Here is a 24202-nt window from a genome sequence, read left to right as displayed (position 1 = left end):
GCCCAATCAGTCACCGAGAGGCCGCTATGAAACCGATCAGGCTTTTCGCCGTTCTAGTGCTTGCCTTCCTGGTTGCCGTTCCGGCCCAGGCTGCGAAAAAGGTCACCAAACAGGAGGCCGCGCCCCCAGCTGACGCCAACGCGCAAAGCCTGGTGGAGTTTTTCAAAGGGGAGACAGCCCCTTCTCCCCAAAAATTGGATTTCATGATTGAGGGCGGATACGCCGACATACGCACGGAAACCTCAGAGTCCTCAGGCCGGTACTTTCTGGCCGGGCAGGCCATAAGCGGGGTCGCCCAGGATATCTACCGGCTGGACCTGACGTTCAAGAAAAAATACCAGCGGGACGTGATAGATCTGACGCCTGAGTATTTCTTTACGCAGCAGCGTTCGTATTACTTTTGGTATAACGGGGGGAACAGGATCGTGTTCAAGATTGGTGGAGGCAAGAAGGAATTCAAGTTCCCCAAGAAGGAGCTCACCGAGATCAAGGTGAAGTCGCTCGAGACCTACACCATCGAAAAGACAAAGCTTCCGTTCGATATGAAACTTTCTGATGGGAACACCCAGATTTTTATGCAGCTGAAATTCATATAAGAAAAGCCGGAGAGGGCTTTGCCCCCTCCGGCCGCCAGAGACCGCCCCCTCCGGTGGCCCCCAGCCTTTAAGCAGATTATCCCAGATTCTTAGCCACGAATTCCCAATTCACCAGTTTTTCCAGCACGTCCTTCACATAATCGGCCCGCCGGTTTTGGTAATCCAGATAGTAGGCGTGCTCCCACACGTCCACGGTCCACAGGGGTTTCTGGTTATTTACCAAGGGATTCATTGCGTTGGGGGTCTTGACCACCTTCAATGCGCCGTTCTCCTCCACCAGCCAAGCCCAGCCGCTGCCGAACTGGGTTGTGGCAGCGTCAATCATGCTCTTTTTGAATTCCTCGTAGCCCCCGAAAGCGGCCTTTATGGCGTCAGCAAGCTTGCCGGAGGGGTTTCCCCCGCCACCTTTTTTCAAGCCAGCGAAGTAGAATGTATGGTTCCAGGCCTGGGCGGAATTATTAAAAAGCCCAACGGTGGCGGCATCCTTGGCCGCGTCCAGGAAGACCTTCTCCAGGGTCAGGCCAGCGGTGGGTTTTCCTTCCAGAGCCTTGTTCATGTTGTCGTAATAGGCCTTGGTATGCTTGCCGTAATGAAACGACAGAGTTTTGGCTGATATCACGGGGTCTAGGGCGTCTTCCGGATAGGGCAGGGCAGGGATGGGGAACACGGCTACTCCTTGCGCTTGGGCCGGTTGGGGTGAAAATACGCCAAAAGCGGCGGCCGCGGCAGCGGTTGCCGCAAGAGTGTTGAAGTCTCGCCTGGTCAGGCCGCTCGTGGTCATCTTGTCCATGAATACCTCCAAGGTTCGCCGGCAGCGGGTGTGCCGCTGTCCGCAAAACGGGATTCTCTGATAATCCCTCATGAACCGTGTGGGTAAAGCTGTCAAGCGGGCTGATGCCGCTCAGCTTTCGAAGGGCATGGCAAGGGCCGGGGCAGCCTGGAAGTGATGGAGTGTCCGGCGGATGCGCCGGATACATTTCTGGCGGATTTGCAGAGTTCAGGCCAACCTTAACAACTGCCCGGCACAGCATTTTCTGATGTTTTTTGGAATTGCGAAAGTGACTTCTCTATCAGGAGTGATAGGGCGTAAGAGCAAATTTTTATGGGCACATTAAAAACAACAAAAAACTACAATCAGCGACAATATAGTCTGTGCAGGGAGAAATTACACCTACGTGATGGAAAGTCTGGGAAAAGCGTTTCTGGTCCTGCTGGAGGAGTGCGCTTGTACAGGAGTGCTAGAACGAACAGGATCAGAAGCGACCGTTAGCTGGACGGCAGGCAGCCTGCGCAAACGCTGAGTCTAATCGTGCTCGTGGGGAATGGCGCCCAGCAAGTGGACGTGCTGGTGTACATGCGGGGCTTCTGCAGCTTCGTGAAGATGTCCGTGGGAGAGTAGAAAGTAGCGGGAGGTTACTTGCGTCAGAAAGTCCCATTCGTGCGAGACGACCAGCAGAGCGAGGTCCAGGCCGCACAGGACCTCGGCCACCCTGGCCTTGCTCTCGGGGTCCAGGCCGGTGGTGGGCTCGTCAAGAAGAAGCGCCTTGGGGCGCATGGCCAGCACGCCCGCCAGGGAGGCCAGGCGTTTCTCGCCGCCGGACAGGCAATGGGTGAGCCGTTCCTCGAATCCGCCCAGGCCGACCATTTCCAGGCATTCCTCGGCAATGCTTCGAGCCTGAGAAGCAGTTACCCCTAGATTCAGTGGCCCGAAGGCAACGTCCTCGATCACCGTGGGGCAAAAAAGCTGGTCGTCTGGATTCTGGAAGAGATAGCCGAGCGCGGTGCGGGCTTTGGCGAAGTCGCGTTCACAGCGGCACTCCCGGCCCTCGATATGGACCGACCCGGACTTGGGGGTGACAAGCCCCATGATGGTTTTAAGCAGAGTGGTCTTACCGCTTCCCGTGTGTCCGGCCAAGCCGAGCCTGGCCCCCGGGTCCAGGCAAAGATCGAGGTGATTGAGGACGTCGCGTCCATTGTAGCCGCAGCTGAGCTCTTTGATTTCGATCAGCCTCACGCGACCTCCAGCCAGACCACGGCGGCGACGGCCAAACAACTCGCCATTCCAAGGGCGGTATCCCTGCCCTGCCAGCGCAACCCTCCCAGGCTTCGGAAACGGCCGTCGAACCCGCGGCAGATCATGGCCTGATGGATGGCTGTGGCCCGGTCAAGGGCGCGCATGAACAAGAGCGCCAACATAAGCCCATATGTCCGAAAGGTTTTCCCGGAAAGGTTTGGCAAAAAACCTCGCAACTTGGCCGAAGTGGCCAGCCGCGACCATTCGTGGCGCATAAGGTCAAGATAGCGGTACGTGAGCGAAAGAATGAGGCACAGCTTGTCTGGAACCCCGAGCGCAGACAGGGCCGCTCCCAGCCTGGGAGGCGAAAGCGGCCGCACGAGCCCCCAGAAGAGCAGGAATATGGCGTTGCCCTTAACCGTCATGTGCAGGGCGAGCATGAGGCCTTCCCTGGTGAATGACAAGGATCCCAAGCGCAAAAGCGATTCGCCCGGGACAGCCATCGGCACCGTGGCCAGGATACCCAGGAAAAAGATGTTCACGAGGGCGAGGCGGCGCACAAGGCGACCCCACTGGCGTTCACCCACGGCCAGAGCGGCGGCGCCGCAGCACATGCCAAGCATGGCTGAAGGCCACCTATGGCAGACCGCTATGGCCACTGAAAGGGCCAGGGCGCAGAGAAGCCTGGCGCGTGCGTCGAGTTCGCTCATAGAAGTTCCGGGCGCATGCGCTTTAAGAAACTGAGGATGAGCATGGTAATGGCTCCCTCGATTCCCATGAGCACCAGGTGTGCCCAGAAGAAAAGCCCGGCGAAAACGGTCAATGCTTCCCCGGAGAGGACCAAGGACAGGTAGAGCAGGGCCAGGCTGCCGAGTATGGAGAACGCCCCGCATCCGAAAGAAGCAAGAGCGAAGACCGTGCCGTTGCGCTTAAAAAAAGGTCTGGCCGCGAGCCCGCAGAGCACGGCGGGCAGGCCCATGACCACGGAGTTGACGCCCAGCACGGTGAGTCCGCCGAACTGGAAAAGCAGAGCCTGAAGCAAGAGTCCCACGAAGATGGCAGGAAAAGCGGCCCAACCGAGCATGGCCCCCATGAGGCCGGAAAGAACAAGATGTATGCTCACCGGCCCCAGAGGAAGGTGGATCAGGCTGGCTGCGAAAAAAGCCGCGGAGAGAACTCCGGTTCTGACCAGGGCTTCGCCTTCGAGCTTCTTGATGCCCACTGCAATTCCGGCTGCCGTGGCAATCGCGCCGGAAAGCAGCACAGGACCGGAAAGAACGCCTTCGGAAATATGCATAATTACTAAGCCTGCCGGACCATCGTCTCATGAACGGTGCTCATGAAAATGATCGATATCAGAGCAAAATCAACCATCTGCGATCCAGGCAACAGATTCTCAGCCGAGTGAACTCGTCCGGGTAAAGGTAGCCTTTGGCAGTACCACATGTTTTTAAAGCTTCCAGGCAACGGCGGTCTTTGTTCGCAGAAACGAACTTGGCGGCCAGAAGTTCAAAGCCAAGTGAGTAGGGCCCCGAATCCGTGCTCGTATGTTCGTGTTACGTAAACGTGTTGTGTGCCACGGTCAACCCCGGAGATCTTGACAGTGGTGCAACTTGGTTGCATGTGGCCGGTTAAGAGTGTTCTCCGGAGGATGTATGAGACGAGTCAAAGCTGTGCTGACGCTTTTGTTCTGGCTCTGGGCGGGGTTGGCATGTGCTTCCCCTGTGTCGGTAATGGTCAGTGTGCCGCCCCAGAAAAATTTTGTGGAAAAAATCGCGGGTCCATTGGCCGAGGTTTACGTGATGGTTACCCCGGGCGCGGACGCACACACCTTCGAACCCAAGCCCAGCCAGATGGCCCAGGCGGCCAAAGCCACGCTGTACCTGACCCAGGGGGTGGAATTCGAGCACACGTGGCTTCCCAGACTGGTCAAAACCAATCCCGGTCTTTTGGTGGTGGACACCCTGGAGGGCGTAGAACTCATGCCCATGGGCGGAGGACACGGGAATGGGCACGGCAAACATGGGATCAAGGGAAAGCATGCCGACAAGGAAATGGATGTTCATACCTGGACGTCTCCGGCCCTGGTCAAAATCCAGGCTGGCGCTATCGCCAGGGCCTTGGCCAAGGCCGACCCCGGCAACAGGGAGACATACGTTGCCAACCTTAAGGCGTTCCAGGCAGAGCTAGATGCACTCGATATTCAGGTCCGAGCTTTGCTGAAGGGCGTGCCTGCCGGGGCGGAGTTCTTGGTGTTCCATCCTGCCTGGGCCTATTTCGCGCGCGACTACGGGCTCAAGGAGCAGGCCATAGAATCCGGCGGTAAGGAACCGGGCCCCCGCAAGCTCAAAGACCTTATCGAGCACGCCAAAGAGTCGCGTGCCAAGGCCGTGTTCGTGCAGCCGCAATTTTCCCGGAAGGCCGCACAGACCGTGGCCGACGCAATCGGAGCGAAGCTGGTGGAGGCCGACGACCTTGCCGAAGAGTGGGGAAAGAATATTCTTCTGGTGGCCAAGGCCCTTGGCGATGCGTTACGGTAAACAGGGAAGGGAGCTGACTTAAAGGGACGTAATGAACGATCTTGCCATCGAGCTTGATTCCGCCAGTTACGGCTATGCCAACAATCCGGCCTTGGAAAACGTGAGTCTTCGCGTTCCCAGGGGCGAGTTCCTGGCGGTCATCGGTCCTAACGGCGGAGGGAAGACCACCCTCCTGAGACTTCTGCTGGGTCTCATCGAACCTGTGTCAGGGGCTGTGCGGGTGTTGGGTGAGGCTCCGGAGAAAGCGGCAGAGCGGGTCGGATATATGCCGCAATTCACCTCCACGGGCAGGGCTTTCCCTATTAGCGTATTGCAAACGGTGTTACTCGGCCGGCTCACGCCTCATTCTTTCTGGCCGTGGTGGCCCCGCTCCGACAGGATCAAGGCCCTGGAATGTTTGGCCCGGGTGGGCGTGGACCACTTGTCCGCAAAGGCACTGTCCGACCTGTCAGGCGGGCAGCGCCAAAGGGTGTTCATTGCCCGGGCCCTGGCCTGCGATCCGGAGTTGCTCCTTCTGGACGAGCCCACGGCCAGCGTGGACCCGGAGGGCCGGGCATCGCTCCAGGAACTGTTGGGCGAACTGGCCAAAAGCCTCACCGTGGTGCTGGTGAGCCACGACGTGTCTGTCATCTCCCGGCATGTGACCTCCGTGGCCTGCGTGAACCGCACGGTCCATTTCCATCCTCGTCCGGAGATCACGCCGGAAATGTTCGGCATGATGTACCAGTGCGGGCCCCACAGCTGCCCGGTGGAGCTTATCGCCCACGGAATTCCGCACAGGGTGGTGGCAAGCCACGAGGAAAAATCGTGATCGAAGCCCTTTCCTACGACTTCATGCGCCACGCAGTTCTGGCCGGAATTCTGGCCAGCATAGCCTGCGGCATCATAGGCAGCCTGGTGGTGGTCAACCGGGTGGTGTTCGTGGCCGGGGGAATCTCACATGCGGCGTATGGCGGTGTGGGCCTGGCCTTTTTCCTGGGCCTGCCCGTCCTGCCGGTCACCATCGCATTCAGCCTGGGGATCTCGGCCATCATGGCCGCAGTCACCTTCGGGCGCAGAGAACGGGCCGACACCGTGGTGGGGGTGCTCTGGGCGGCCGGCATGGCCTTCGGCATCATCCTGGTGGACGTAACCCACGGCTACAACGTGGATCTCATGAGTTTCCTGTTCGGTTCCATATTGGCCGTGCCGAAGTCGGACCTGTGGCTCATGGCCGGGTTGGACGTTCTCTTGCTGGCGGTCATCGCCCTTTACTACCGGGGATTCATGGCCATGAGCTTCGACCCGGAATTCGCAGGATTGCGCGGCGTGCGGGTCAGGCTGCTGCATTTCGTCATGCTGGCCATGATTGCGGCGTCAATAGTCATGATCATCCGGGTTGTGGGGCTCATCCTGGTCATCGCACTGTTGACCATCCCCCCTTACCTGGCCGAGAGGCGCTGCAGGTCGCTTGGCGGGATGATGTTCTCCTCTTCCCTGTATTCTTGCGTATTCTGCCTTGCCGGGCTGGGTCTTTCCTATGCCTACGATCTCACTTCCGGGGCAAGCATCATCGCGGTGGCAACCATATGGTTCTTCCTGGAGAACATTCTGGGCAGGAGGGCTGCCTGATGTGCTCCCAGTGCGATCCGCGAGCCATGCTACAAGACAGCGGGTTGAAGGCAACGCCGCAAAGGATCAGGGTGCTCTCCGCAGTGCAAGCCTCCCGGGAGGCTTTGTCACCGCTCATGCTTCTGGCCAAGCTCAGGGAAAACGAGCCCATGGACAAGGTGACGCTGTATCGCGCCCTGGACTCTTTGGCCGAGCATGGGCTCATAACCCGTCACGAGGCCGGGGATGGCTCGGCAAGGTATTGCGCTGGAGGACCGGCCCATCCGGAGCATCATCACTTTTATTGCCTGAGCTGCCGCAGGCTGCTGTGTCTGGGGCCTGAGGCTGTCCGCGTGGGCGTGGACCTGCCCGGAGTGAAACATGTGAACGTCCGTCTGGATGGTACGTGCGAACACTGTGGAGGCTAGGCATCCCCAGTGGCCTAGAAGCATCTTTGTTTCTTTTACCCGATGAATCTGGAACTCCGGCGCTTCTATTGCGCTCCAGACCGTTATTTTCGTTGATAGGTCTTTCTGGCGGGGGTATATGAGAACAAGAATCCTAAAAGCCAGGAGACCCCGACATGAAGATCGACGACATCGCCAAGCTGCTTGGCGGCGAAGCCAAATCCCTGCTGGAACACGTCTGCACAACCGTACCCAAGAAAAACCTTCATCTGCCAGGCCCGGACATGGTGGACCGGATCTATGCCCTCTCGGACCGGTCCGTGCCGGTTCTGCGCAGCCTGCAGGCGCTGTATTCGGCGGGCCGCTTGGCGAAAACCGGGTTCGTGTCCATTCTGCCCGTGGACCAGGGCATCGAACATTCGGCCGGGGCGTCCTTCGCGCCCAACCCCATCTATTTCGACCCTGAAAACATCGTAAAGCTGGCCATCGAAGCCGGATGCAACGGGGTGGCGTCAACCATGGGAGTGCTCGGGGCAGTGGCCCGCAAGTACGCGCACAAGATCCCCTTCATCCTGAAGATCAACCACAACGAGCTGCTCTCCCTGCCCCCGAAGCATGATCAGATCATGTTCGCCCAGGTTGAGCAGGCTTTCGACATGGGGTGCATAGCAGTGGGTGCCACCATCTATTTCGGGGCGCCTGAGTCCACCCGGCAGATCCAGGAGGTCTCCAAGGCCTTTCGCCGTGCCCACGAGATGGGAATGGCCACCATCCTGTGGTGCTACACCAGAAACCCCGGTTTCGTGAAAGACGGAGTGGATTACCATGCCTCGGCGGACCTCACGGGCCAGGCCAATCATCTGGGCGTGACCATCGAGGCGGACATCATCAAGCAGAAGCTGCCAGTGAACAACGGCGGTTATACGGCCATCAAGTTCGGCAAGACCGACAAACGGGTCTATTCCGAACTGACCTCGGACCACCCCATCGACCTGTGCCGCTATCAGGTGCTCAACTGCTACAGCGGGCGAATGGGACTCATAAACTCCGGCGGTCCGTCGGAAGGCGCTTCAGATCTGCTGGAAGCGGTGAAGACGGCGGTCATCAACAAACGGGCCGGTGGTATGGGCTTGATTTCCGGGCGCAAGGCCTTCCAAAGGCCCATGGCCGAGGGAATAAAGCTCTTGCGGTCCATCCAGGATGTGTACCTGTGCAAGAAGGTGACAGTGGCCTAGCCTAGGAAGGGGGCGAAGCTCCGTTCCTGGAAAGTGTTCTCCACAGTTTGTCCAGAATATTTACGGGCGCCATCGAGAATTCGGTGGCGCCCATTGCGTTTAGCAGACTGCGAAGATCGCCGGTTGCACCGGGCTGTTAAAGAAACAGAAAATGTCTTCAATCATCCCCAGAAGAAGGCTCAGTGGAGGTTGAACTACTGCTTGCTTAAGAGAAAAATACCGTAGTTCGCCAGCAGGTTGGGGAGCCTGGTGATGACCAGGCCGCTTCGCGAAGAGGGGCCTGTCTTGATGGCCACAGCCTCGTGCACGGTGATTAAATGGCGGGTGCAGAAGCGTGAAAAGTCCTTGAAGGTGATCACCCGGATGTTCGGGGTGTCGTGCCAATCGTAGGGAAGTTCAGGCGTCACAGGCGCCTGGCCCTGGAAAAAGAGCTGGCAGCGGTTTCGCCAGTGGGCGAAGTTGGGGAAGCTCACCACGGCCTTGCGGCCAACACGCAGGATCTTCTGGAGCAGCTTGAGGGGTTCCGGCACCTGCTGCAAGGTCTGGGAGAGCACCACGAAATCGAAGGCGTTGTCCGGGTAGTCTCCCACTTCCTGGCTCAAGTCTCCCTGGAGGATCGACACACCTCGGCTGATTCCGGCCGCGGCATTCGATTCGTCCTGCTCCACACCGAACCCGCGGACCTGCTTGGTCTCATGCAGAAACTCCAAAAGCTCTCCCTTGCCGCAGCCCAAGTCCAGCACGCGTGAGCCCGGAGTGATCCAGGAGGCAATGAGGTCTAAGTCGTAACGCATCAGAGGATGCCCCTTTCCAGGTCGCGCTGGGTGCGTTCGAGATGGCCGGAAATGAGCCCGGCCAAACGGGGGCTGTCCAGGAGGAAAGCGTCGTGACCCCATTGGGCTTCGATCTCACAGAAGCTCACGTCCTTTCCGGCGCGCTTGAGAGCCTGCACCAGTTCGCGGGACTGGTAGGTGGGGTAGAGCCAGTCCGAGCTGAAGGATACCACCAGGAACCTCGTGCTCCCGCGTGAGAAGGCCTTGGTAAGCGAGCCCCCCCCATGGGTGGCTCCCAGGTCGAAATAGTCGGCTGCCCGAGTGATGTAGAGAAAGGAATTGGCGTCGAAGCGTTCCACGAACTTGAGCCCCTGGTAGCGCAGGTAGGACTCCACCTGGAAGTCGGCTTCGAAGCTGAAGGAAAAATCAGCCCTGTCCTGGAGGCCGCGGCCGAACTTGTGGCGCATGGCCTCGTCGGAAAGGTAGGTGATGTGCCCTATCATGCGGGCCACGGCCAGGCCGTGGGCTGGTTTGGCGCAGTCGTAGTAGTCGCCTCCGTTCCAGTCAGGATCAGCCACGATGGCCTGGCGGGCCACCTCGTGGAAGGCGATGTGAAGGGCGGAGTGCTTTGCCGCCGTGGCCAGGGGGATGGCTGAAACAACCATCTCGGGATAGCGGGCGGCCCACTCCAGCACCTGCATGCCGCCCATGGAACCGCCGACAACGGACAAGAGCCGGCTGATGCCAAGGTGTTCCAGCAAAGCCTTCTGGGCGCGCACCATGTCGCCGATGGTGAGCACCGGGAAGGCCAGTCCGTAGGGTTTTCCGGTGGCGGGATTGGGACTCGCCGGTCCGGTGGAACCCATGCACCCCCCCAGGACGTTGGCGCAGACCACGAAATATTTATCGGTGTCGAGCCCTTTCCCAGGGCCGATCATCACTTCCCACCAGCCAGGCTTGGGGTCCGAAGGGGAGTAGATTCCAGCCGCGTGGGAGTCACCGGTGAGGGCGTGGCAGACCAGCACAGCATTGGAGGCGTCCGGGGCCAGCTGGCCATATGTCTCGTAGGCCAAGGTGACGGGGCCAATGTCCGCTCCACTCACCAAGGGGAAGGGATTGCTCTCGGCGAAGGTGAAGAAGCGTTTCTTAACCAGGCCGACTCCAGCCCCGTCCACGATATGTTCAGCGTACTCGCTCATGATTTACGGTGCGGGTGGAGAGTTGAGGGATGCGATGGCCCTGGCCAACTGCGCCTCCAGGTCGCCAAGAACGACCAACGCGCTGCTGAGGTCGCTGGTTTTCAGAAGGTCTTCGAGTTGTCCAGAGAGTTCCTGTACCGCTGTGGCGCAGACCACCGACGACATCCCTTTCAGGGTGTGGGCTGCGGTAGCCGCTACCGGAAGATCGCCACAGGAGAGGGCTGTGCGGATAGTGTCAAGATGCTCTCCGGCGTTTACGCGAAAGAGGCTGAGCAGTTCGGGGAGAAAATCCATCATGTTGGCGAAGCGATGCCTCTGCAGGGCAAGGTTGAAAGGGGCGAATCCGGATGTGTCTGCGCTCGTTGGCCAGGAAACGTCGCGAGGTCCGTGCTCAAACGTGGTTGCACAAGCGGTGCTTTCGCAGCTCGTGGGAGAAGCAGTTGGAAAAAGATGTTCCGGATATACCTGGTCAGAGTCACGCATTGGTCACCATGCACACCGCTAGCGGACTAAAGTGAAGGGGCTGTCACTCATGCAATAACAACCAAATTTTGTCATGTTGCCAATGAAAGTTCAAGCGGCCAAGAAGGCATGTCCGGAGGCAGTCTGAGGGCTTTTAAGAATCAGAGTTTAGGCTTATAAGTCTGTCGATTTCGCGGATGACATCACCGGTCTTTGGAGCTATCCACCCTGAATCCCGTACAAGGAGCCACTATGCGAAGCAAACTTATGACCGGCGGGGTGGAGAAAGCCCCGCACCGTTCCCTGCTCCACGCCCTGGGACTGACCCGCGAAGAAATCGAACGCCCCCTGGTGGGCATCGTCAACTCCGCCAACGAAGTCGTTCCGGGCCATATACACTTAGACACCATAGCCAATGCCGCCAAGGCCGGCGTGCGCATGGCCGGCGGAACCCCCATGGAGTTCCCGGTGATCGGCGTCTGTGACGGCCTGGCCATGAACCATGCGGGCATGCGCTTCTCCCTGCCCAGCCGGGAGATAATTGCCGACTCCATCGAGATCATGGCCATGGCCCATCCTTTTGACGCCCTGGTGCTCATCCCCAACTGCGACAAGACGGTTCCGGCCATGCTCATGGCCATGCTCAGGCTCAACATCCCCTCGATTCTCATCTCGGGCGGGCCCATGCTTGCCGGAGCCTCCGCAGGGGGGCCGGTCGACCTCATCAGCGTGTTCGAGGCCGTGGGTCGGGTCAAGCAGGGCACAATGGGCGAAGCTGAGCTTAGCGAGCTGGAGGTTCGGGCCTGCCCCGGCTGCGGCTCCTGCTCCGGCATGTTCACGGCCAATTCCATGAACTGCCTCTCCGAATCCATCGGCCTTGCCTTGCCCGGCAACGGAACCATCCCGGCGGTCACGGCCGAGCGGGTGCGTCTGGCCAAGAAGGCGGGCATGTTGGTGATGGATCTTTTGAAAAAGGACATCAAACCCCGCGACATCGTCACCAAGGCATCGGTGGCCAACGCAGTGACCATGGACATGGCGCTTGGCTGCTCCACCAACACAGTGTTGCACCTGCCTGCGATCTTCGCGGAGGCTGGCCTGGACCTCACCCTGGACATTTTCGACCAGGTGAGCCGCAAGACGCCCAACCTCTGTAAGCTCTCACCCGCTGGTCACCACCATATCGAGGACCTGCACAGGGCGGGTGGCATCCCGGCGGTTATGAACGCTCTGTCTGCTCGGGGGCTCATAGACACCTCGGCGCTTACAGTTACCGGGAAAACCGTGGGCGAGAACCTGGCCGAGTTGAAACCGAGCATCATGGATGCGGATGTCATTCGTGATAAGAAGCCCTATTCGGACCAGGGCGGAATCGCGGTGCTTCGCGGCTCGCTGGCTCCTGACGGCGCGGTGGTGAAGCAGTCCGCCGTGGCTCCGGAAATGATGAAACGCACCCTGACCGCCCGCGTGTTCAATTCCGAGGAGGACGCCTACAAGGCCATCCTGGCCGGAGAGATCACCAAGGGGCTGGCCATCATCATCCGTTACGAAGGCCCCCAGGGAGGCCCTGGCATGCGCGAGATGCTCTCCCCCACGGCAGCCATCATGGGCATGGGGCTGGGATCGGACGTGGCCCTCATCACCGATGGCCGGTTCTCGGGCGGCACGCGCGGCCCGGCCATCGGGCATGTCTCCCCGGAGGCGGCCGAGGGCGGGCCCATAGGACTTGTGCAGGACGGAGACACCATCGAGCTGGACATTCCGGCCCGCAGGCTGGACCTGGCTCTTTCCGAGGAAGAGTTTGCCAAGCGCAGGGCAGCCTTCAAACCGGTGGAAAAACCTCTGCCTTCAGGACTACTGAGGCGCTACGCCAGGTCCGTGAAGTCAGCCGCGTACGGGGCGGCTTACAAATAGGGCAGGCTGCCGTCGTCACTGGCTTTCTGCAAAACGCAAAGGGCGGCCCATCATGGGCCGCCCTTTTTTCATTCAAATATCCCAGAAGGTTTATCTACCAGCCTCGCCTGTATCCCCGTGGGGGGTAATGGTGCCATGGCCGGCCATCCGCAGCCGGAATGACCACATACCTTCCCAGGCGTTGAGGGTAATACACATATGACGGCAAGGGACCCAATACCCAAGTCCCGCGATGCTGCGACCAGTAGAGGCCCCAATAAGGATGCCAGCACAGATGGGTCGGGGCAAGCGGGTGATTCGTTACGTCCCGGAAAGAAGTATCATCCTCTCGCGATGAAGGCTCTTTAGGCGATGGTCTTCGTGATTCAGCGTCACTAGCTGTCATGGAGTGTCTCTAAGCTTGCGAAGCATCTCCCGCATCCTGTCATGGTGGGATCCCGCCCAGTACACACGCCCGCAGGAAGGGCACTGTGAAAACGCTTCATAGTAGAGCTTGGTCTTGGGCTGAAGTACGTGCAGCACGGCGGATTTAGGAACTGACGCGAGTGCCCTGTTGCAGCGTACGCATCGTGAAAATGGAGCCGCAAGCGGGGCGAGGCCGAAAAAGCGGACGATGTCCCTGGTCTGCTCAATTGGATCGTTGGCGCGTACCAACCTTCCCCACTCAACGGTTTTGCGGCGGAGAAGGCCATGGTCCCGGGTAAGGACGACTCTGCCTTCCCGGGCAGCGGTTAAAGCTACGTCGTCATCGCTTAAGCAGCGGTTGTAGGCCACATCGAGACCCATAAGTCGCAGGTAGGTGGACAGGCGGCCCACATTGGCGTCCGCAATGAAATGTGGTGATGGCAGGGCGCTCCGCAGCGGATGATCGCAGGTAACGTTCACCGGCGGCTCTCCGGGATGGACGCTGACCTCATCACCAGGAACCAGGATATGCCTGAAATGGACGGGTTGCCCATCCACCGTCAGGAAGTATACTTCAGTGTGCGGCACGCCGACCGCTTCCAGGACATCCTTGAGCGAAGCCCGGCGCGTCACACGATAGTCCAGCCTTTCGCCCCCGGTTAGGGGGGCGAGTTCGCCGTGGAAATGGAGAATTGCCGTGCTCATCAATGGCTACGTGCTGTTTGTTCTTGGGGCTCTTGCTCTTACATTCACCATAACAGGCCTGGCCCGTTGGCTCAATGTGCGTGGTTTGTCCGCAGAGTTGCCTGAAGAATTCGCGGGAGTCTTCGACCCTGCGGAGTATGGAAAGTCCCAGGAGTATCTCCGTGCCCGGGTTCGGCTGGAGTGGGCGAGCGAGGGATTTGATCTCGTCGTGGCCTGTTTGTTCGTGCTGGCGGGGGGCATGGGGTGGCTGGACGCCGGAGTTCGCTCCCTGGGCTTTGGGGAAATATCTTCGGGAATGATGTTCATCGGCGTCCTGGCCTTGGCCCAGTCAGTCCTGGCCCTGCCTTTCGACGTGTACGGGACTTTTGTCATAGAAGCCCGTTTCGGGTTCAACACGACCACGCCCAGGGTGTTCGTGGCGGACAGGCTCAAGGGTGTTGCTCTGGGAGCCGTTCTCGGAGGCGGGCTTCTCTGGGCCGTGTTGTACGCGTATTCGAGCCTCGGGCAGTTGGCCTGGCTGGTCTCCTGGCTGGTGATCACCGCGGTGACGGCTGTCTTGCTGGTGGTCGCTCCGGTCTGGATTCTGCCGCTCTTCAACCGATTCACCCCACTTGCCGACGGGGAACTTCGTCAGGCCATAGAAACGTATGCATTGAGCCAGGGGTTCCATCTCTCCGGAGTGTTCATCATGGACGGCTCCAAACGCTCCACCAAGGCCAACGCCTTTTTCACTGGCCTTGGCAAACACAAGCGCATTAGTTTGTATGACACTTTGATAGACAGAATGACCGTAGATGAGGTCGTGGCTGTACTGGCCCATGAGGTGGGGCATTCAAGGCTCGGGCACATTGGCAAAGGGTTCGCCCTGGCGACAGCCAAGATGGGCTTGGTGCTTATTGTGCTCCAAGCCTTTCTGGGGAATGCCGATGTGCAGGCGGCTTTCGGAGTGGCCAAGCCCTCGGCCCATGTGGGTCTGGCCCTGTTTGGCCTTGCCTATCAGCCGCTGGCGCTTCTTCTGGGGGTTGTGGCGAACGCTGTGTCCAGACGTTTCGAGTTCCAGGCGGACGCTTTTGCCGCAGCGGGAACAGGAAGTGCTAAAGAGTTGGTTTCGGCTCTTAAAACCCTGAGCCTCGCCAACCTTTCCAATCTGACGCCGCATCCTTTCACGGTGTGGCTTCAGTACAGTCATCCACCTGTTCTTGAGAGAATCCGGCGTCTTATGAACCTGTCCGCGTGAACGAGGCCGCGAACTCCATGGCCTGGGTGTAGCCTTCGGCAGCAAGGCTAGCCGGGATGTTCAGGGCCTCAAGGGTGTTCTCCAACCCTGCCCAGTCACCCTGCTCGAACTGGAGGGCCATGTTCATCCACCGGGCGTATTCCCCATGCTGGGTGAGGAGCGCATCTTTCAAAACCGCGTCCAGGGGGAGGTTAAGCAGTATTTCCTGCATGGGCGCGTGCAGCATTGCGTCCAGCAGCGAGAAGAGCCCCAAGGTGAACAGATTCTCTGTTTCCGCGCTGTCGCGCCCAAGGCCCTGTCCCACCACCTCGAAAAATCTGGCCCGCTGCAAGGACAAAAAGGACAGTTCACTGGTTTTTCCTGATGGGGAAAGATCGGTCAATGCGATGACCTTCAGCCAGTGCCGCAGGTGGGTCCAGCCGAGCACCAGGAGGGCCCGGGGGATGGAGAGTCTGGACATGCGTTGGCCGTTGAGCGGCGAATTGAGGTAGCTGAGCAACCGGTAGCTGAGGGATACGTCCGAGCGGATGGCGTCGCGCAGGGCGTTCTCGTCAGGATGGTCGGCCTGGGTGAGCCGCAGGAGCTTGATCCGGGCAAGCTCGTTGGAAGCCAGACGCTTGCCGGCCACCACCTCGGGGCGTTTGAAGAAATAGCCTTGGAAAAGGCTGAATCCTAGACTCTTGCACAATACAAAGGAGGCCTTGTCTTCCACTCTCTGGGCAACGGCTCGGAGCTTCTTGGCCAGCACGGGCTGAAGCAGGCCCTGGAGCGCCTGCTTGCTCTTGCCCAGGACGTCGATGATGACCAGATCGGCTATGTCTAAGAGGGATGACGCTTCCGGGAGGGAGTTGAATCCGTCCACTGCCAGGAGGTATCCGTCGGCCTTGAGGGCTGTAAGAGTTTCAAGCAGAGGGGAGTCAAGCTGGACGTTCTCCTCCACCTGGACCACGGTCCTGTCAGAGGGGAGGGCGTAGGGGGCTTTGTCCAATATGGTCTTGCGGCCGAAGTTAACGAGAATTTTCTGTCCGCCGGCAAGATCCCCGGGATGCCATTGAAAAGCACCGGCCACGACCGTGAGGGTGGCCGCGTCCAGATCGGTGAATACCGCCTGGGTGGATGTGAGGGCCTGCCGATAGAGCAGCTCGTGGCCGAAGACGTTCAAATCCGCGGTGAATACGGGTTGGCGTGCGAAAAGCGGGGGGGCAGGCAGGGCCTGAAAGCCGTCCATGTTGGGCGCACCCTACCCGTCTTGCTTTCGGGATGCAACACGCGACAACGCCGAATTCAGGCTAGTCCAGCATGCAATAACCATCGGTAATGGATTCACATTCCTTGAAGACTTTCGCCTGGCATCGGCAGCAGATGGAGTAGTCGATGTTTTTTAAAACCTCACGCACGGCCTCGGCTTTGGTGTCGAACACGGAGTCCTTGCCCAGGCCCTGCATGCAGCCGCACAGGCGAAGGGTATCCAGCACCTCCTGCTTCAGAGAACACAGGTAAAGGCGTCTTCCTTCCTTGCCGAGGGCTGTCTCCTGTTGAAAGACCATTTGGCAGCCGGTCACGTCGATGAAGTTCACTCCGCTGGCCACAAGGATCACATGCTTTTGTGCCGGTGTTTCTTGCATCAGGTGATGCAATTCTTCTGAGATGTGGTTCACTGCTCCGAAAAAGATCGAGCCGTCCAGGCGCAGTATTTTTATTTGCGGGCATTCAGGCATGGGCTTTCGGGCAATGTTCACCAAGTGGCGTCTGCGGCCGGAGCCGTCCGGGGCGAGAGTGATGAAGTTGGGGTGGGAGGTGCGGTTTAAGTAAAAGAGCAATGAGAGCATGACGCCAGTGAAGAGGGCGAATTCGAGATTAACGGCCAAACAGGAGATGGCTGTGATGGCCATGACCATGGCCTCCTGGCTGCTGGTGCGTATGATGCGGTCGATGTCGCGCATATGTATGAGCCCACCGGCCACAACCATGAGCACTCCGGCCACCCCGGCCATGGGTAGGTGTGCCGTAAGCGGAGCGACCAGAACGGCTGCCAGGGCGACAGCCACTGCCGAGACCACGGCTGCCAAGGGAGTCTTGCCCCCGGACTGGATGTTCACACCCGTGCGGGTGAAGGACCCTGAAGATGCGTATGCCGAGAAAAAACTTCCAAAGAGGTTGGAAAGGCCCTGGCCCATGAATTCCTGGTTGTTGTCCAGGCGCTGCCCCGTGCCGGCCGCTACGGCTCGCGCTATGGCCACGGCCTCTGCCAGCCCAAGCATGGCAACTGCGAGGGCTCCAGGAATGAGGCTGCCGATGGACGACGCTTCGGCCAGGGGCCAGGAAAGGGGAGGCAGACCGCCCGGCAGGGCACCGGCCATTTTCAACCCGCTTTGTTCGCCCCCGAAGAACCAGGCCAGAAGACTGGCCACCACCATGGCCACCAGCAAGCCTGGAAGGCGGGGAAACTTTTTCTTAAAGAACAAAGCTGTGACCAAGGCTGTGCCGCCCACTGCCAAGGAAGGGAGGCTGGCCCGCGACAGAGCGCCAGGAAGGGCGGCCAGGAGTCCGGCGATGGATCCCTTCGGCAGATCCACGCCAATGAAATGGTGCAGCTGCCCGATGGCGATAAGCACAGCGGCCCCGGCCGTGAAACCCGTCATCACCGACCTGGACACGAAATTAATCAGGCCGCCCATTTTGGCCATACCAAGGCCCAGTTGGAAAAGTCCGGTAAGGAAGGTGAGTGTCAGGGCCAACTCGATGTATCGGGGGGTAAACGGCTGCGCCATGGTGGAGATATTGGCGAAGACCACGATGGAGATGGCCGTTGTGGGTCCAGATATCAGGTGATGGCTCGACCCGAAGAGGGCGGCGATGATGGTGGGGACAATGGCCGTGTACAGGCCGAATTCGGGAGGCAGGCCGGCGATAAGGGCGAAGGCCACGCCTTGCGGAAGCACGACCACCGCGCCGGTAAGCCCGGCGAGAATGTCGGCCTTAAAGGCTTCCCGGGTTAACCCCTTGCGCCAGACGCAGCAGGTGGGGGGCTGAACATGACGTCTGACGATGTCCAAGACGTCCCGAATTACGGCCATGGGCACCCCGGCTCTTGCAGTTCTTATACTTTGTATTTTCTTAAGCCCGGGAGCGGTTTTTTGGCAACCGTCAGGAGCCTTGGCCAAAATAATTGCCGGCAGCGGCCCAGGTCCTCAGAGCAAAGTCCCCAAGTCAGGAGGGGGAACTTCAGTGGGTTCCACATGCCGGGCTATCTCGTAGCCTGACGCGGATTTCTCCAACCCAAGACGCAGCGTTGCCACTCTCCTGGGTTTCACCGGGAGGCCGTCAGGGTTTCTGAAAATCGTCATGTACGGGTTCAAGGGTCTTGCCGGGTCATGCCCGGTCACAATCGCGTAGTAGCCATTTTTAAGCTGGACCACGGTGCCAGGGGGGTAAAGACCCACGCACTTGACGAAACGGTCCAGGACGTTCTCGGGAAATGCCCCCCCCCGTTTTTCGTAGATGGTCCTAAGCGCCATGTGCGGGCTCATACGCGTCCGGTAGACCCTGTCGCTGGTCAGGGCGTCGTAGACGTCAAGGACCGAGAGAATTCGGGAAACTCCGGCGATGTTGCTTCCTTTGAGCCTCCTGGGATAGCCGCTGCCATCGAGCCTCTCATGGTGTTCCAGAACTCCCAGCGCCGCGGGAACCGGAATGCCTGGCTGATCTTTGATGTACTCCCAGCCCAGCACCGTATGGCTTTTCATCACCTCGTACTCAGCGTCGGTCAGCTTGCTGGGTTTGTTCACGATGTCCTTCGGGAGCAGACATTTGCCCACATCGTGCAACAGGCCCGACAAGCCGATGAGTTCAAGCTGACTGTCCGGAAGGCCCATGTGGTTGCCGAAAAGAACCCCCATGGACGCCACGTTCAAACTGTGGGTGTATGTATATTCGTCGTAGTCCTTGAGAACACAGAGCAGGCGCAGGACGCTCTCGTTGGTCTTGACGGAGGCTATGAGCCTGGCAATGAGCATTTTTGCCTGTTCGAGCTCAACAGGCTTGCCGTCTTCAACTCCACCCAGAACATGCCTGGTGCGGTCCACGGCTTCAGTGAAGAGCTTCTTGGCGAAACGCAGGGTTCTTGAGGGATCTGACGCAGAGGGAATGGCTGTTTCGGAATTGTCAGGCTTCGGAGGTTCTCCCTGGTGGAGTAACCAGTCATCTTGGCATGGCTCCTCCACATCCAAACCTCTGTCCAGATCGATCTCAACCGAATCGATGCCAAGTGCCTTGAGCTCAGCGATGGTTTTATGATCGCCCAGCACGCCGAGACGGGAGGTCAGATAGGGATGCTTGAACCAGGAGAGCTCAAACCTGCTTACGAACATGCCCGGACGCAGCCGCTCAACTGGAATGCGTTTGATTACCGCCATGGCGAGGCTCCTCTGGCCACAGAGAAGCGCGGCGAGATGGGAGGCCTGAAAACGAAGATGACCTCCTGCGGACTCGTCATTGCGGCGAAAAGTGGTTCAGGGTGCAGCGAACGTCCTTCGCCCTGGCCCTACAGCCTGCCAGAGCACCGGCGTGCTCCCTCAAGTTTTGTGCAAACCCACTCTGTGGAGTCTCCGAATGCATGGTGACTCCGGCCGGGAGCATGGCCGGCGTACCTATGCGATGCCAGCGGCAGTGGGAGCGGACAACTCGTCCGGTTCCACCGGGCGTTCTATTTCGAATTCCTTGCGGGCCATTTCACCGCATAATCTCCACGTGTCCACCTTGCGTTTGACCACGGGCCTGCGGTTGCTGTCGCAGAATACCATCACTTCCGGGAAGAGCGGTTTGCCTGGCGTCTGCTTGACAACAAGGGCGTAGCATCCATTTCTGAGCTGCACGACGCTATAGGCGGGGTAAACGCCGAGATGCTTGATGAAGCGGTCCACCATGTCCTCGGGGAAAGCCTGGCCTCTGAGACTGAAAAGCGTCCGCAGAGCCAAGTATGGAGAAACAGGGCTCCGGTAGGCCCGGTCAGAGGTCAGGGCGTCGTAGACATCCACCACGCTGATGATGGAACTGAAAGGATGAATGGCATCCCTGGTAAGGCCAGCGGGATACCCCTTCCCGTCAATGCGTTCATGATGCTCGAGCACGGCCCTCAGGACAATCTCGGGAATGTTGCCCTGCCTTCTGAGATGCTCATAACCCAGGCAGGGGTGGAGTTTTACGGCCTCGAATTCGGCGGGTGTGAGCGTGCTGGGCTTGGCGATAATCTCCTTGGGAACGAGGCATTTGCCAACATCATGGAGAATTCCGGCCAGTCCCAGTGTTTCCAGGTCGGCAGTTTCCAACCCCATGGATTTGCCCAAAAGCACTCCAAGACCGGCCAAATTAAGAGAATGCGTGTAGGTGTAGTCGTCGTAGGTCTTTAGCGAGAACAGAACGTGCAGCACATTTTCGTTCTGGTTAACCGAATCAATGAGCTTGGCTATAAGCGGTTGCAACTCCTCAATGTCTACGGCGTTGCCCTTGGTGACGCTATCCATCAAGGCTTTGGTGGCGCTCATGGCCTGGTCGAAGAGCTTCTTCGCAAACCGTGCAGTCCGTTCCGGGTCTGAAATCGGAGGGCACGGAGTTGCGCGGGGTTTCTTGAGGGACTCGGCCTCAGCAGCTGCGGGTGGCGCTTTTGGGGCAAGGGCGGACCTGGACGTGTCGACTTCAACCTGGCTTACTCCGAGGCGGCGGAGTTCCTCGATCAGGTTCTGGTCGCGCACGAGTCCCAGGCGGGTGGAAACGTAGGGGTGTTTGAACCAAGAAAGATCAAAAGCGCTGACGAACATGCCTGGCTTCAGATCGTTCAAGGGTATCTTTTTCAACATGGATGCGGCCCACTACAAACAGCTTTTTTCATCAGCGGGAAATAATCCATTCAACCCCTAACGGATTACGCCGGGAAGCAACAATACCTGTTTCCCTAATTTTTTTTGGTATAAACGTCAAAAGTTGTATGATTACGGGAGAGGCGCGCCCCCTTTGAGGAAGTGCGAAACGGCCATGATGGTGTTCACATAGGTCTGCGAATGGTTGTAGCGGAACAGCGCTTCGCGCAGAGTGGCCTCGTCATTCAGGTTGCCTGTGAAACCGTGGGCGCGCAGGTAGTTGGCCATGGAGTTCACGGCATCGCGAACATTGAAGATGTCCACCCTGCCGTCGCCGTCACCGTCCGCACCGTAGCGCAAGAGGCTTGTCGGCATGAACTGGCTGACGCCGATGGCCCCGTAGATTGACCCGGGCATGCCCCCCATATCCAGCTTATTCTGGCGGGCATATTGGAATAGGGCCTTGAGTTCCGTGTAGGCCCAGGCGGCTTTTTCCGAAGCCTTTGTATCCAGCCATGCTTTGCGGTCTGGGGTGACATTTTCCCCGGCAAAGACGCTCATGACGCTGGCAGCCTTGGAGGAGGCCGCCATGCTCGCCAGGTTGTTGAGCGCCAGATTGTCTCCCAGGAACTTGCCTACGCGGGTTTCAACAGTGAGAAGCCCGACCGTAACCACTGCCGGGACCCCGTAGCGCTGCTGCACCTCATCGAGAATCTGCCTGTTGGCCTCCAGGAAAGCCTTGGCCTCGGCCAAACGCTCGGGCTGGATGATGACCTCGTACATGTCAGGAGGACCCTTTGCGGCCATTTCCTTGAGCTCGGATTGCGTCTCAGCGGAGGCCTTCTGCTGTTCCTGTTCGGCAAGAGTGAGCAGGTCCTGGCTGTACCGGCCGTCCACGGAGAGACCATGGTCGCGCTGGAAGGCTCGCAGACCATTTCTGAACAGGTAATCCGGGCGGCCGTTGGCCGGACCGAAGAAGTAGCCGAGGGTGCTTAAGCGCGTCTGGAGTTTGCGGACCACGTCGGAACCAAACTTGGCCGTATACATCTCCAGGAGCTTCTTTCCCATGGGATCAGGGGTGAACCGCACTTCCGGCTTGGAGAAGACGGAATTCACCTCGGACTGAGGAATGCCATCCGAGATGAGCTTGGACTTCACAGCGTCGAACTCGCCTGCCAAAGCCCGGGGAGCGGTCAAAGCCAGGAAAAGCACCAGTAGAAGAGCCTTGCGCATAGCTGCCTCCAGAGTGTCAGTTGCCCGAGAGCATCTCGCCCATGTCTAAGAGAATGGCCCGGCCGTCTTCAAATCCGCAAGCCAAATGAAGCCCCTGAGCACTCCAGGCCAGGGCGGAGACTGGACTTGCAGGGACGATGTCCAGCGGGAAGGCCGCAAAGCGTTTGAGCTCCGCCAGGAGCACCGTGCCGTCCGTGAATCCGCCAGCCGCGAAGGGGATCAGAGGGTTGGCGCTCAGGGAGCACATTCTGGCCTCTTCCTGCACGGCGAAGGCAACCGGCTGCGGATTCTCCCGGAAGCAGGCCGGAACCGGCCAGCAGATCACCGCCTTGGTGCCTGAGTGCAGCAGCAGGCTTCCGTCGTGGGACCAGTCCAGCTTGCCGGGTTTGGCGGGCAGGCCGGAAAGCCCGAAAACCTTGCGTGAGGCCAGGTCGATGATGTGCACCGCGTTTTCCTGGTGGCCGCAGGCAAGATAGTTGCCGTCCGGGGAAAAGGCCGGTGCCACATTCAAGCCGCGCAGATCCAGGGTGATCGGCTCGCCTGGCTCGTCCAAGTCATAGAGAGAGACGCCGCCCACGTGTGTGGCGGCCAGGACGCCTCCAGCCGGGCTCACTGCTATCCCGGACACCGAAGCGGGATGAGGGCCGTATGTCGCCAGGGAACCGGCCGCGAGGTCTAAGATGATGACCTCCCTGCCTGCCGCCACGGCAACGGTGTCGCCGTTTTTCGACCGGGCCATGTGTTCGAGCCAGTGCCCCTTGGAACGGATGATCTCGTCCACGGTGCCATCCGGGGACGTGTAGGCCAGCAGACCATCGTCGCCTCCGCTGATGAAGCCTCCGGCCGGGTGAGGGGCCAGGCTCAGGCAGGAACCTTGGTGGACGGCAGAAAATTGGGGATCGTCGCAGGGAACACCTATGGTGGCTATACGGCCGTCGCCAAGGGCGAAGGCCACGCGCGAGCCGTCACTGGAGAACGTTGCCTGGTCGATGTAGGCGCCCAGGTTCCATTGCCAGAGTCCGGGGGAGAGGAGCGTAGGGGCACCCATCATTTCACCAGGCAGCCGCGAAAGGCAATTTGGAGGGCTAGACGGTCCAGATTCCTGCCGATGAAGACGACCTTGCTTTGCCGCGCCTCGTCTTCTTTCCAGGGGTGGCCAAAGCCCATTTCCACCAGCATATGAACGCCCTGGAAAACAAGGCGTTGGCGTTCGCCCGGGATGTTCAGAATGCCCTTGCAGCGGTAGACGTGCTGGCCGTGGTCGTTCAGGTACGTTCCGATCCAGGCTTTGAATTTGTCGAAATCAACGGGCTTGTCGCTCACCATGGACACGGACTGGACTTCATCGTGGCTGTGCTCGTGCGCTCCCTCGTCCAAAAGGTCCGGCTCGATGTCCAAAAGCTTCATGAGGTCGAAGGAACGCCTGCCAAGAACCTTGTCCAACGGGACGTCGCACCGCGTGGAAGGGATGACCTCGGCCCTCGGATTCAGGCGGCGGATGCTCTCCAGCGCCAGGTCGAGGCCGGCTTGATCCACCAGGTCGGTCTTGTTCAAGATGATCGCGTCAGCGAAGACCACCTGTTCGCGGGCTTCCTTGCTTTGACCCAGCTGGCCTTCGAAATGACGGGCGTCGACGACTGTGACCACCGCGTCCAGGGCGGTGCGGTCCTTGGTCTCCTGGTCCAGAAAGAAGGTCTGGATCACCGGCGCGGGGTCGGCCAGCCCGGTGGTCTCGATGAGCACGGCGTCCAGGTGCCCCTTGCGCCGGATGAGCCCCCCCACCATGCGGATGAGGTCGCCGCGCACGGTGCAACAGATGCAGCCGTTGTTCATCTCGAAGATTTCCTCGTCAGAGTGCGCCACCAGCTCGTTGTCGATGCCCACCTCACCGAATTCGTTGACGATCACGGCGTAGCGCTTGCCGTGGTTCTCGGTGAGGATGCGATTTAGGAGCGTGGTCTTGCCAGCGCCGAGGTAGCCGGTCAAAACGGTAACCGGAATTGGGAGCATGAAGCCTCCGGAAAGTGGAATAAGGAA

23 protein-coding genes are annotated in these 24202 nt (G+C 59.4%); 8 read left to right on the top strand and 15 right to left on the bottom strand.

Features of this window, described 5'->3' with window-relative positions; translation table 11 throughout:
• The first annotated feature begins 26 nt into the window (after positions 1 to 26).
• Positions 27 to 596 (top strand): hypothetical protein, encoded by a 570-nt coding sequence (locus HY795_07200; GenBank protein ID MBI4805006.1) that lies wholly within the window; start codon positions 27 to 29, stop codon positions 594 to 596.
• A 76-nt stretch (positions 597 to 672) separates the two neighbouring features.
• Here HY795_07200 and HY795_07195 read toward each other — a convergent pair whose 3' ends face one another.
• The 4 genes from HY795_07195 to cbiM form a co-directional block, all read right to left on the bottom strand.
• Positions 673 to 1377, bottom strand: a complete 705-nt coding sequence (locus HY795_07195; GenBank protein ID MBI4805005.1) for a superoxide dismutase — start codon at positions 1375 to 1377, stop codon at positions 673 to 675.
• 522 nt (positions 1378 to 1899) lie between these two features.
• Positions 1900 to 2604, bottom strand: a complete 705-nt coding sequence (locus tag HY795_07190) for an energy-coupling factor ABC transporter ATP-binding protein (GenBank protein MBI4805004.1) — start codon at positions 2602 to 2604, stop codon at positions 1900 to 1902.
• Positions 2605 to 2606: 2 nt separating this feature from the next.
• On the bottom strand, positions 2607 to 3320 hold the full coding sequence (gene cbiQ / locus HY795_07185; GenBank protein ID MBI4805003.1) for a cobalt ECF transporter T component CbiQ: 714 nt from the start codon (positions 3318 to 3320) through the stop codon (positions 2607 to 2609).
• On the bottom strand, positions 3317 to 3907 hold the full coding sequence (cbiM, locus tag HY795_07180; protein MBI4805002.1) for a cobalt transporter CbiM: 591 nt from the start codon (positions 3905 to 3907) through the stop codon (positions 3317 to 3319). Before cbiM ends, cbiQ begins: the two co-directional genes overlap by 4 nt.
• A gap of 358 nt (positions 3908 to 4265) precedes the next feature.
• Here cbiM and HY795_07175 point away from each other — a divergent pair, with 358 nt between their 5' ends.
• The 5 genes from HY795_07175 to HY795_07155 all read left to right on the top strand — a co-directional run bounded on the left by HY795_07175 (position 4266) and on the right by HY795_07155 (position 8382).
• Positions 4266 to 5150, top strand: coding sequence for a zinc ABC transporter substrate-binding protein (locus HY795_07175; GenBank protein MBI4805001.1), 885 nt, complete (start codon positions 4266 to 4268; stop codon positions 5148 to 5150).
• Positions 5151 to 5181: 31 nt separating this feature from the next.
• Positions 5182 to 5961 (top strand): ABC transporter ATP-binding protein, encoded by a 780-nt coding sequence (locus HY795_07170; GenBank protein MBI4805000.1) that lies wholly within the window; start codon positions 5182 to 5184, stop codon positions 5959 to 5961.
• On the top strand, positions 5958 to 6761 hold the full coding sequence (locus tag HY795_07165; protein ID MBI4804999.1) for a metal ABC transporter permease: 804 nt from the start codon (positions 5958 to 5960) through the stop codon (positions 6759 to 6761). Before HY795_07170 ends, HY795_07165 begins: the two co-directional genes overlap by 4 nt.
• A complete protein-coding gene (locus HY795_07160; GenBank protein MBI4804998.1) occupies positions 6761 to 7168 on the top strand; it encodes a transcriptional repressor in 408 nt (135 codons plus the stop codon). Before HY795_07165 ends, HY795_07160 begins: the two co-directional genes overlap by 1 nt.
• 155 nt (positions 7169 to 7323) lie before the next feature.
• On the top strand, positions 7324 to 8382 hold the full coding sequence (locus HY795_07155; protein MBI4804997.1) for a class I fructose-bisphosphate aldolase: 1059 nt from the start codon (positions 7324 to 7326) through the stop codon (positions 8380 to 8382).
• A 194-nt stretch (positions 8383 to 8576) separates the two neighbouring features.
• Here the strand turns inward: HY795_07155 and metW are convergent, their stop codons facing one another.
• From metW to HY795_07140, 3 genes are read right to left on the bottom strand one after another with little or no spacing between them, the layout of a single operon-like run.
• On the bottom strand, positions 8577 to 9176 hold the full coding sequence (gene metW, locus HY795_07150) for a methionine biosynthesis protein MetW (GenBank protein ID MBI4804996.1): 600 nt from the start codon (positions 9174 to 9176) through the stop codon (positions 8577 to 8579).
• Complete coding sequence (locus HY795_07145; protein MBI4804995.1) at positions 9176 to 10354, bottom strand: homoserine O-acetyltransferase; 1179 nt, start codon at positions 10352 to 10354, stop codon at positions 9176 to 9178. Before HY795_07145 ends, metW begins: the two co-directional genes overlap by 1 nt.
• 3 nt (positions 10355 to 10357) lie before the next feature.
• Complete coding sequence (locus HY795_07140; GenBank protein ID MBI4804994.1) at positions 10358 to 10651, bottom strand: Hpt domain-containing protein; 294 nt, start codon at positions 10649 to 10651, stop codon at positions 10358 to 10360.
• A 417-nt stretch (positions 10652 to 11068) separates the two neighbouring features.
• On the opposite strand from HY795_07140, the gene ilvD reads away from it, so the two are divergent.
• Positions 11069 to 12730, top strand: a complete 1662-nt coding sequence (gene ilvD, locus HY795_07135) for a dihydroxy-acid dehydratase (GenBank protein MBI4804993.1) — start codon at positions 11069 to 11071, stop codon at positions 12728 to 12730.
• A 381-nt stretch (positions 12731 to 13111) separates the two neighbouring features.
• On the opposite strand, the gene HY795_07130 is transcribed toward ilvD, so the two are convergent.
• On the bottom strand, positions 13112 to 13840 hold the full coding sequence (locus tag HY795_07130) for a hypothetical protein (GenBank protein MBI4804992.1): 729 nt from the start codon (positions 13838 to 13840) through the stop codon (positions 13112 to 13114).
• Here HY795_07130 and HY795_07125 point away from each other — a divergent pair.
• Complete coding sequence (locus tag HY795_07125; protein ID MBI4804991.1) at positions 13839 to 15077, top strand: M48 family metallopeptidase; 1239 nt, start codon at positions 13839 to 13841, stop codon at positions 15075 to 15077. The genes HY795_07130 and HY795_07125 overlap by 2 nt on opposite strands.
• Here the strand turns inward: HY795_07125 and HY795_07120 are convergent.
• The 7 genes from HY795_07120 to HY795_07090 all read right to left on the bottom strand — a co-directional run bounded on the left by HY795_07120 (position 15058) and on the right by HY795_07090 (position 24175).
• Positions 15058 to 16305 carry an HDOD domain-containing protein gene (locus HY795_07120; GenBank protein ID MBI4804990.1) on the bottom strand — a complete coding sequence of 416 codons (1248 nt, stop codon included), beginning with the start codon at positions 16303 to 16305 and terminating at the stop codon, positions 15058 to 15060. The genes HY795_07125 and HY795_07120 overlap by 20 nt on opposite strands.
• Positions 16306 to 16366: 61 nt before the next feature.
• Positions 16367 to 18154: a SulP family inorganic anion transporter gene (locus HY795_07115; GenBank protein ID MBI4804989.1), complete on the bottom strand. Its 1788-nt coding sequence runs from the start codon at positions 18152 to 18154 to the stop codon at positions 16367 to 16369.
• A gap of 114 nt (positions 18155 to 18268) precedes the next feature.
• Positions 18269 to 19492, bottom strand: a complete 1224-nt coding sequence (locus HY795_07110; GenBank protein MBI4804988.1) for an HD-GYP domain-containing protein — start codon at positions 19490 to 19492, stop codon at positions 18269 to 18271.
• A gap of 234 nt (positions 19493 to 19726) precedes the next feature.
• Entirely contained in the window at positions 19727 to 20932 is a 1206-nt protein-coding gene (locus tag HY795_07105; protein ID MBI4804987.1) for an HD-GYP domain-containing protein, read from the bottom strand.
• Positions 20933 to 21064: 132 nt separating this feature from the next.
• Entirely contained in the window at positions 21065 to 22165 is a 1101-nt protein-coding gene (locus HY795_07100) for a lytic murein transglycosylase (protein MBI4804986.1), read from the bottom strand.
• Between the two features lie 16 nt (positions 22166 to 22181).
• Positions 22182 to 23213 carry a WD40 repeat domain-containing protein gene (locus HY795_07095; protein ID MBI4804985.1) on the bottom strand — a complete coding sequence of 344 codons (1032 nt, stop codon included), beginning with the start codon at positions 23211 to 23213 and terminating at the stop codon, positions 22182 to 22184.
• Positions 23213 to 24175: a GTP-binding protein gene (locus tag HY795_07090; protein MBI4804984.1), complete on the bottom strand. Its 963-nt coding sequence runs from the start codon at positions 24173 to 24175 to the stop codon at positions 23213 to 23215. The genes HY795_07095 and HY795_07090 overlap by 1 nt, the downstream gene beginning before the upstream one ends.
• Positions 24176 to 24202 lie beyond the last annotated feature (27 nt).

It is taken from the genome of Desulfovibrio sp. (assembly GCA_016208105.1).
In the GTDB taxonomy this organism is placed as follows: domain Bacteria; phylum Desulfobacterota; class Desulfovibrionia; order Desulfovibrionales; family Desulfovibrionaceae; genus Fundidesulfovibrio.
This window is presented reverse-complemented; position numbering and strand designations above follow the sequence as displayed.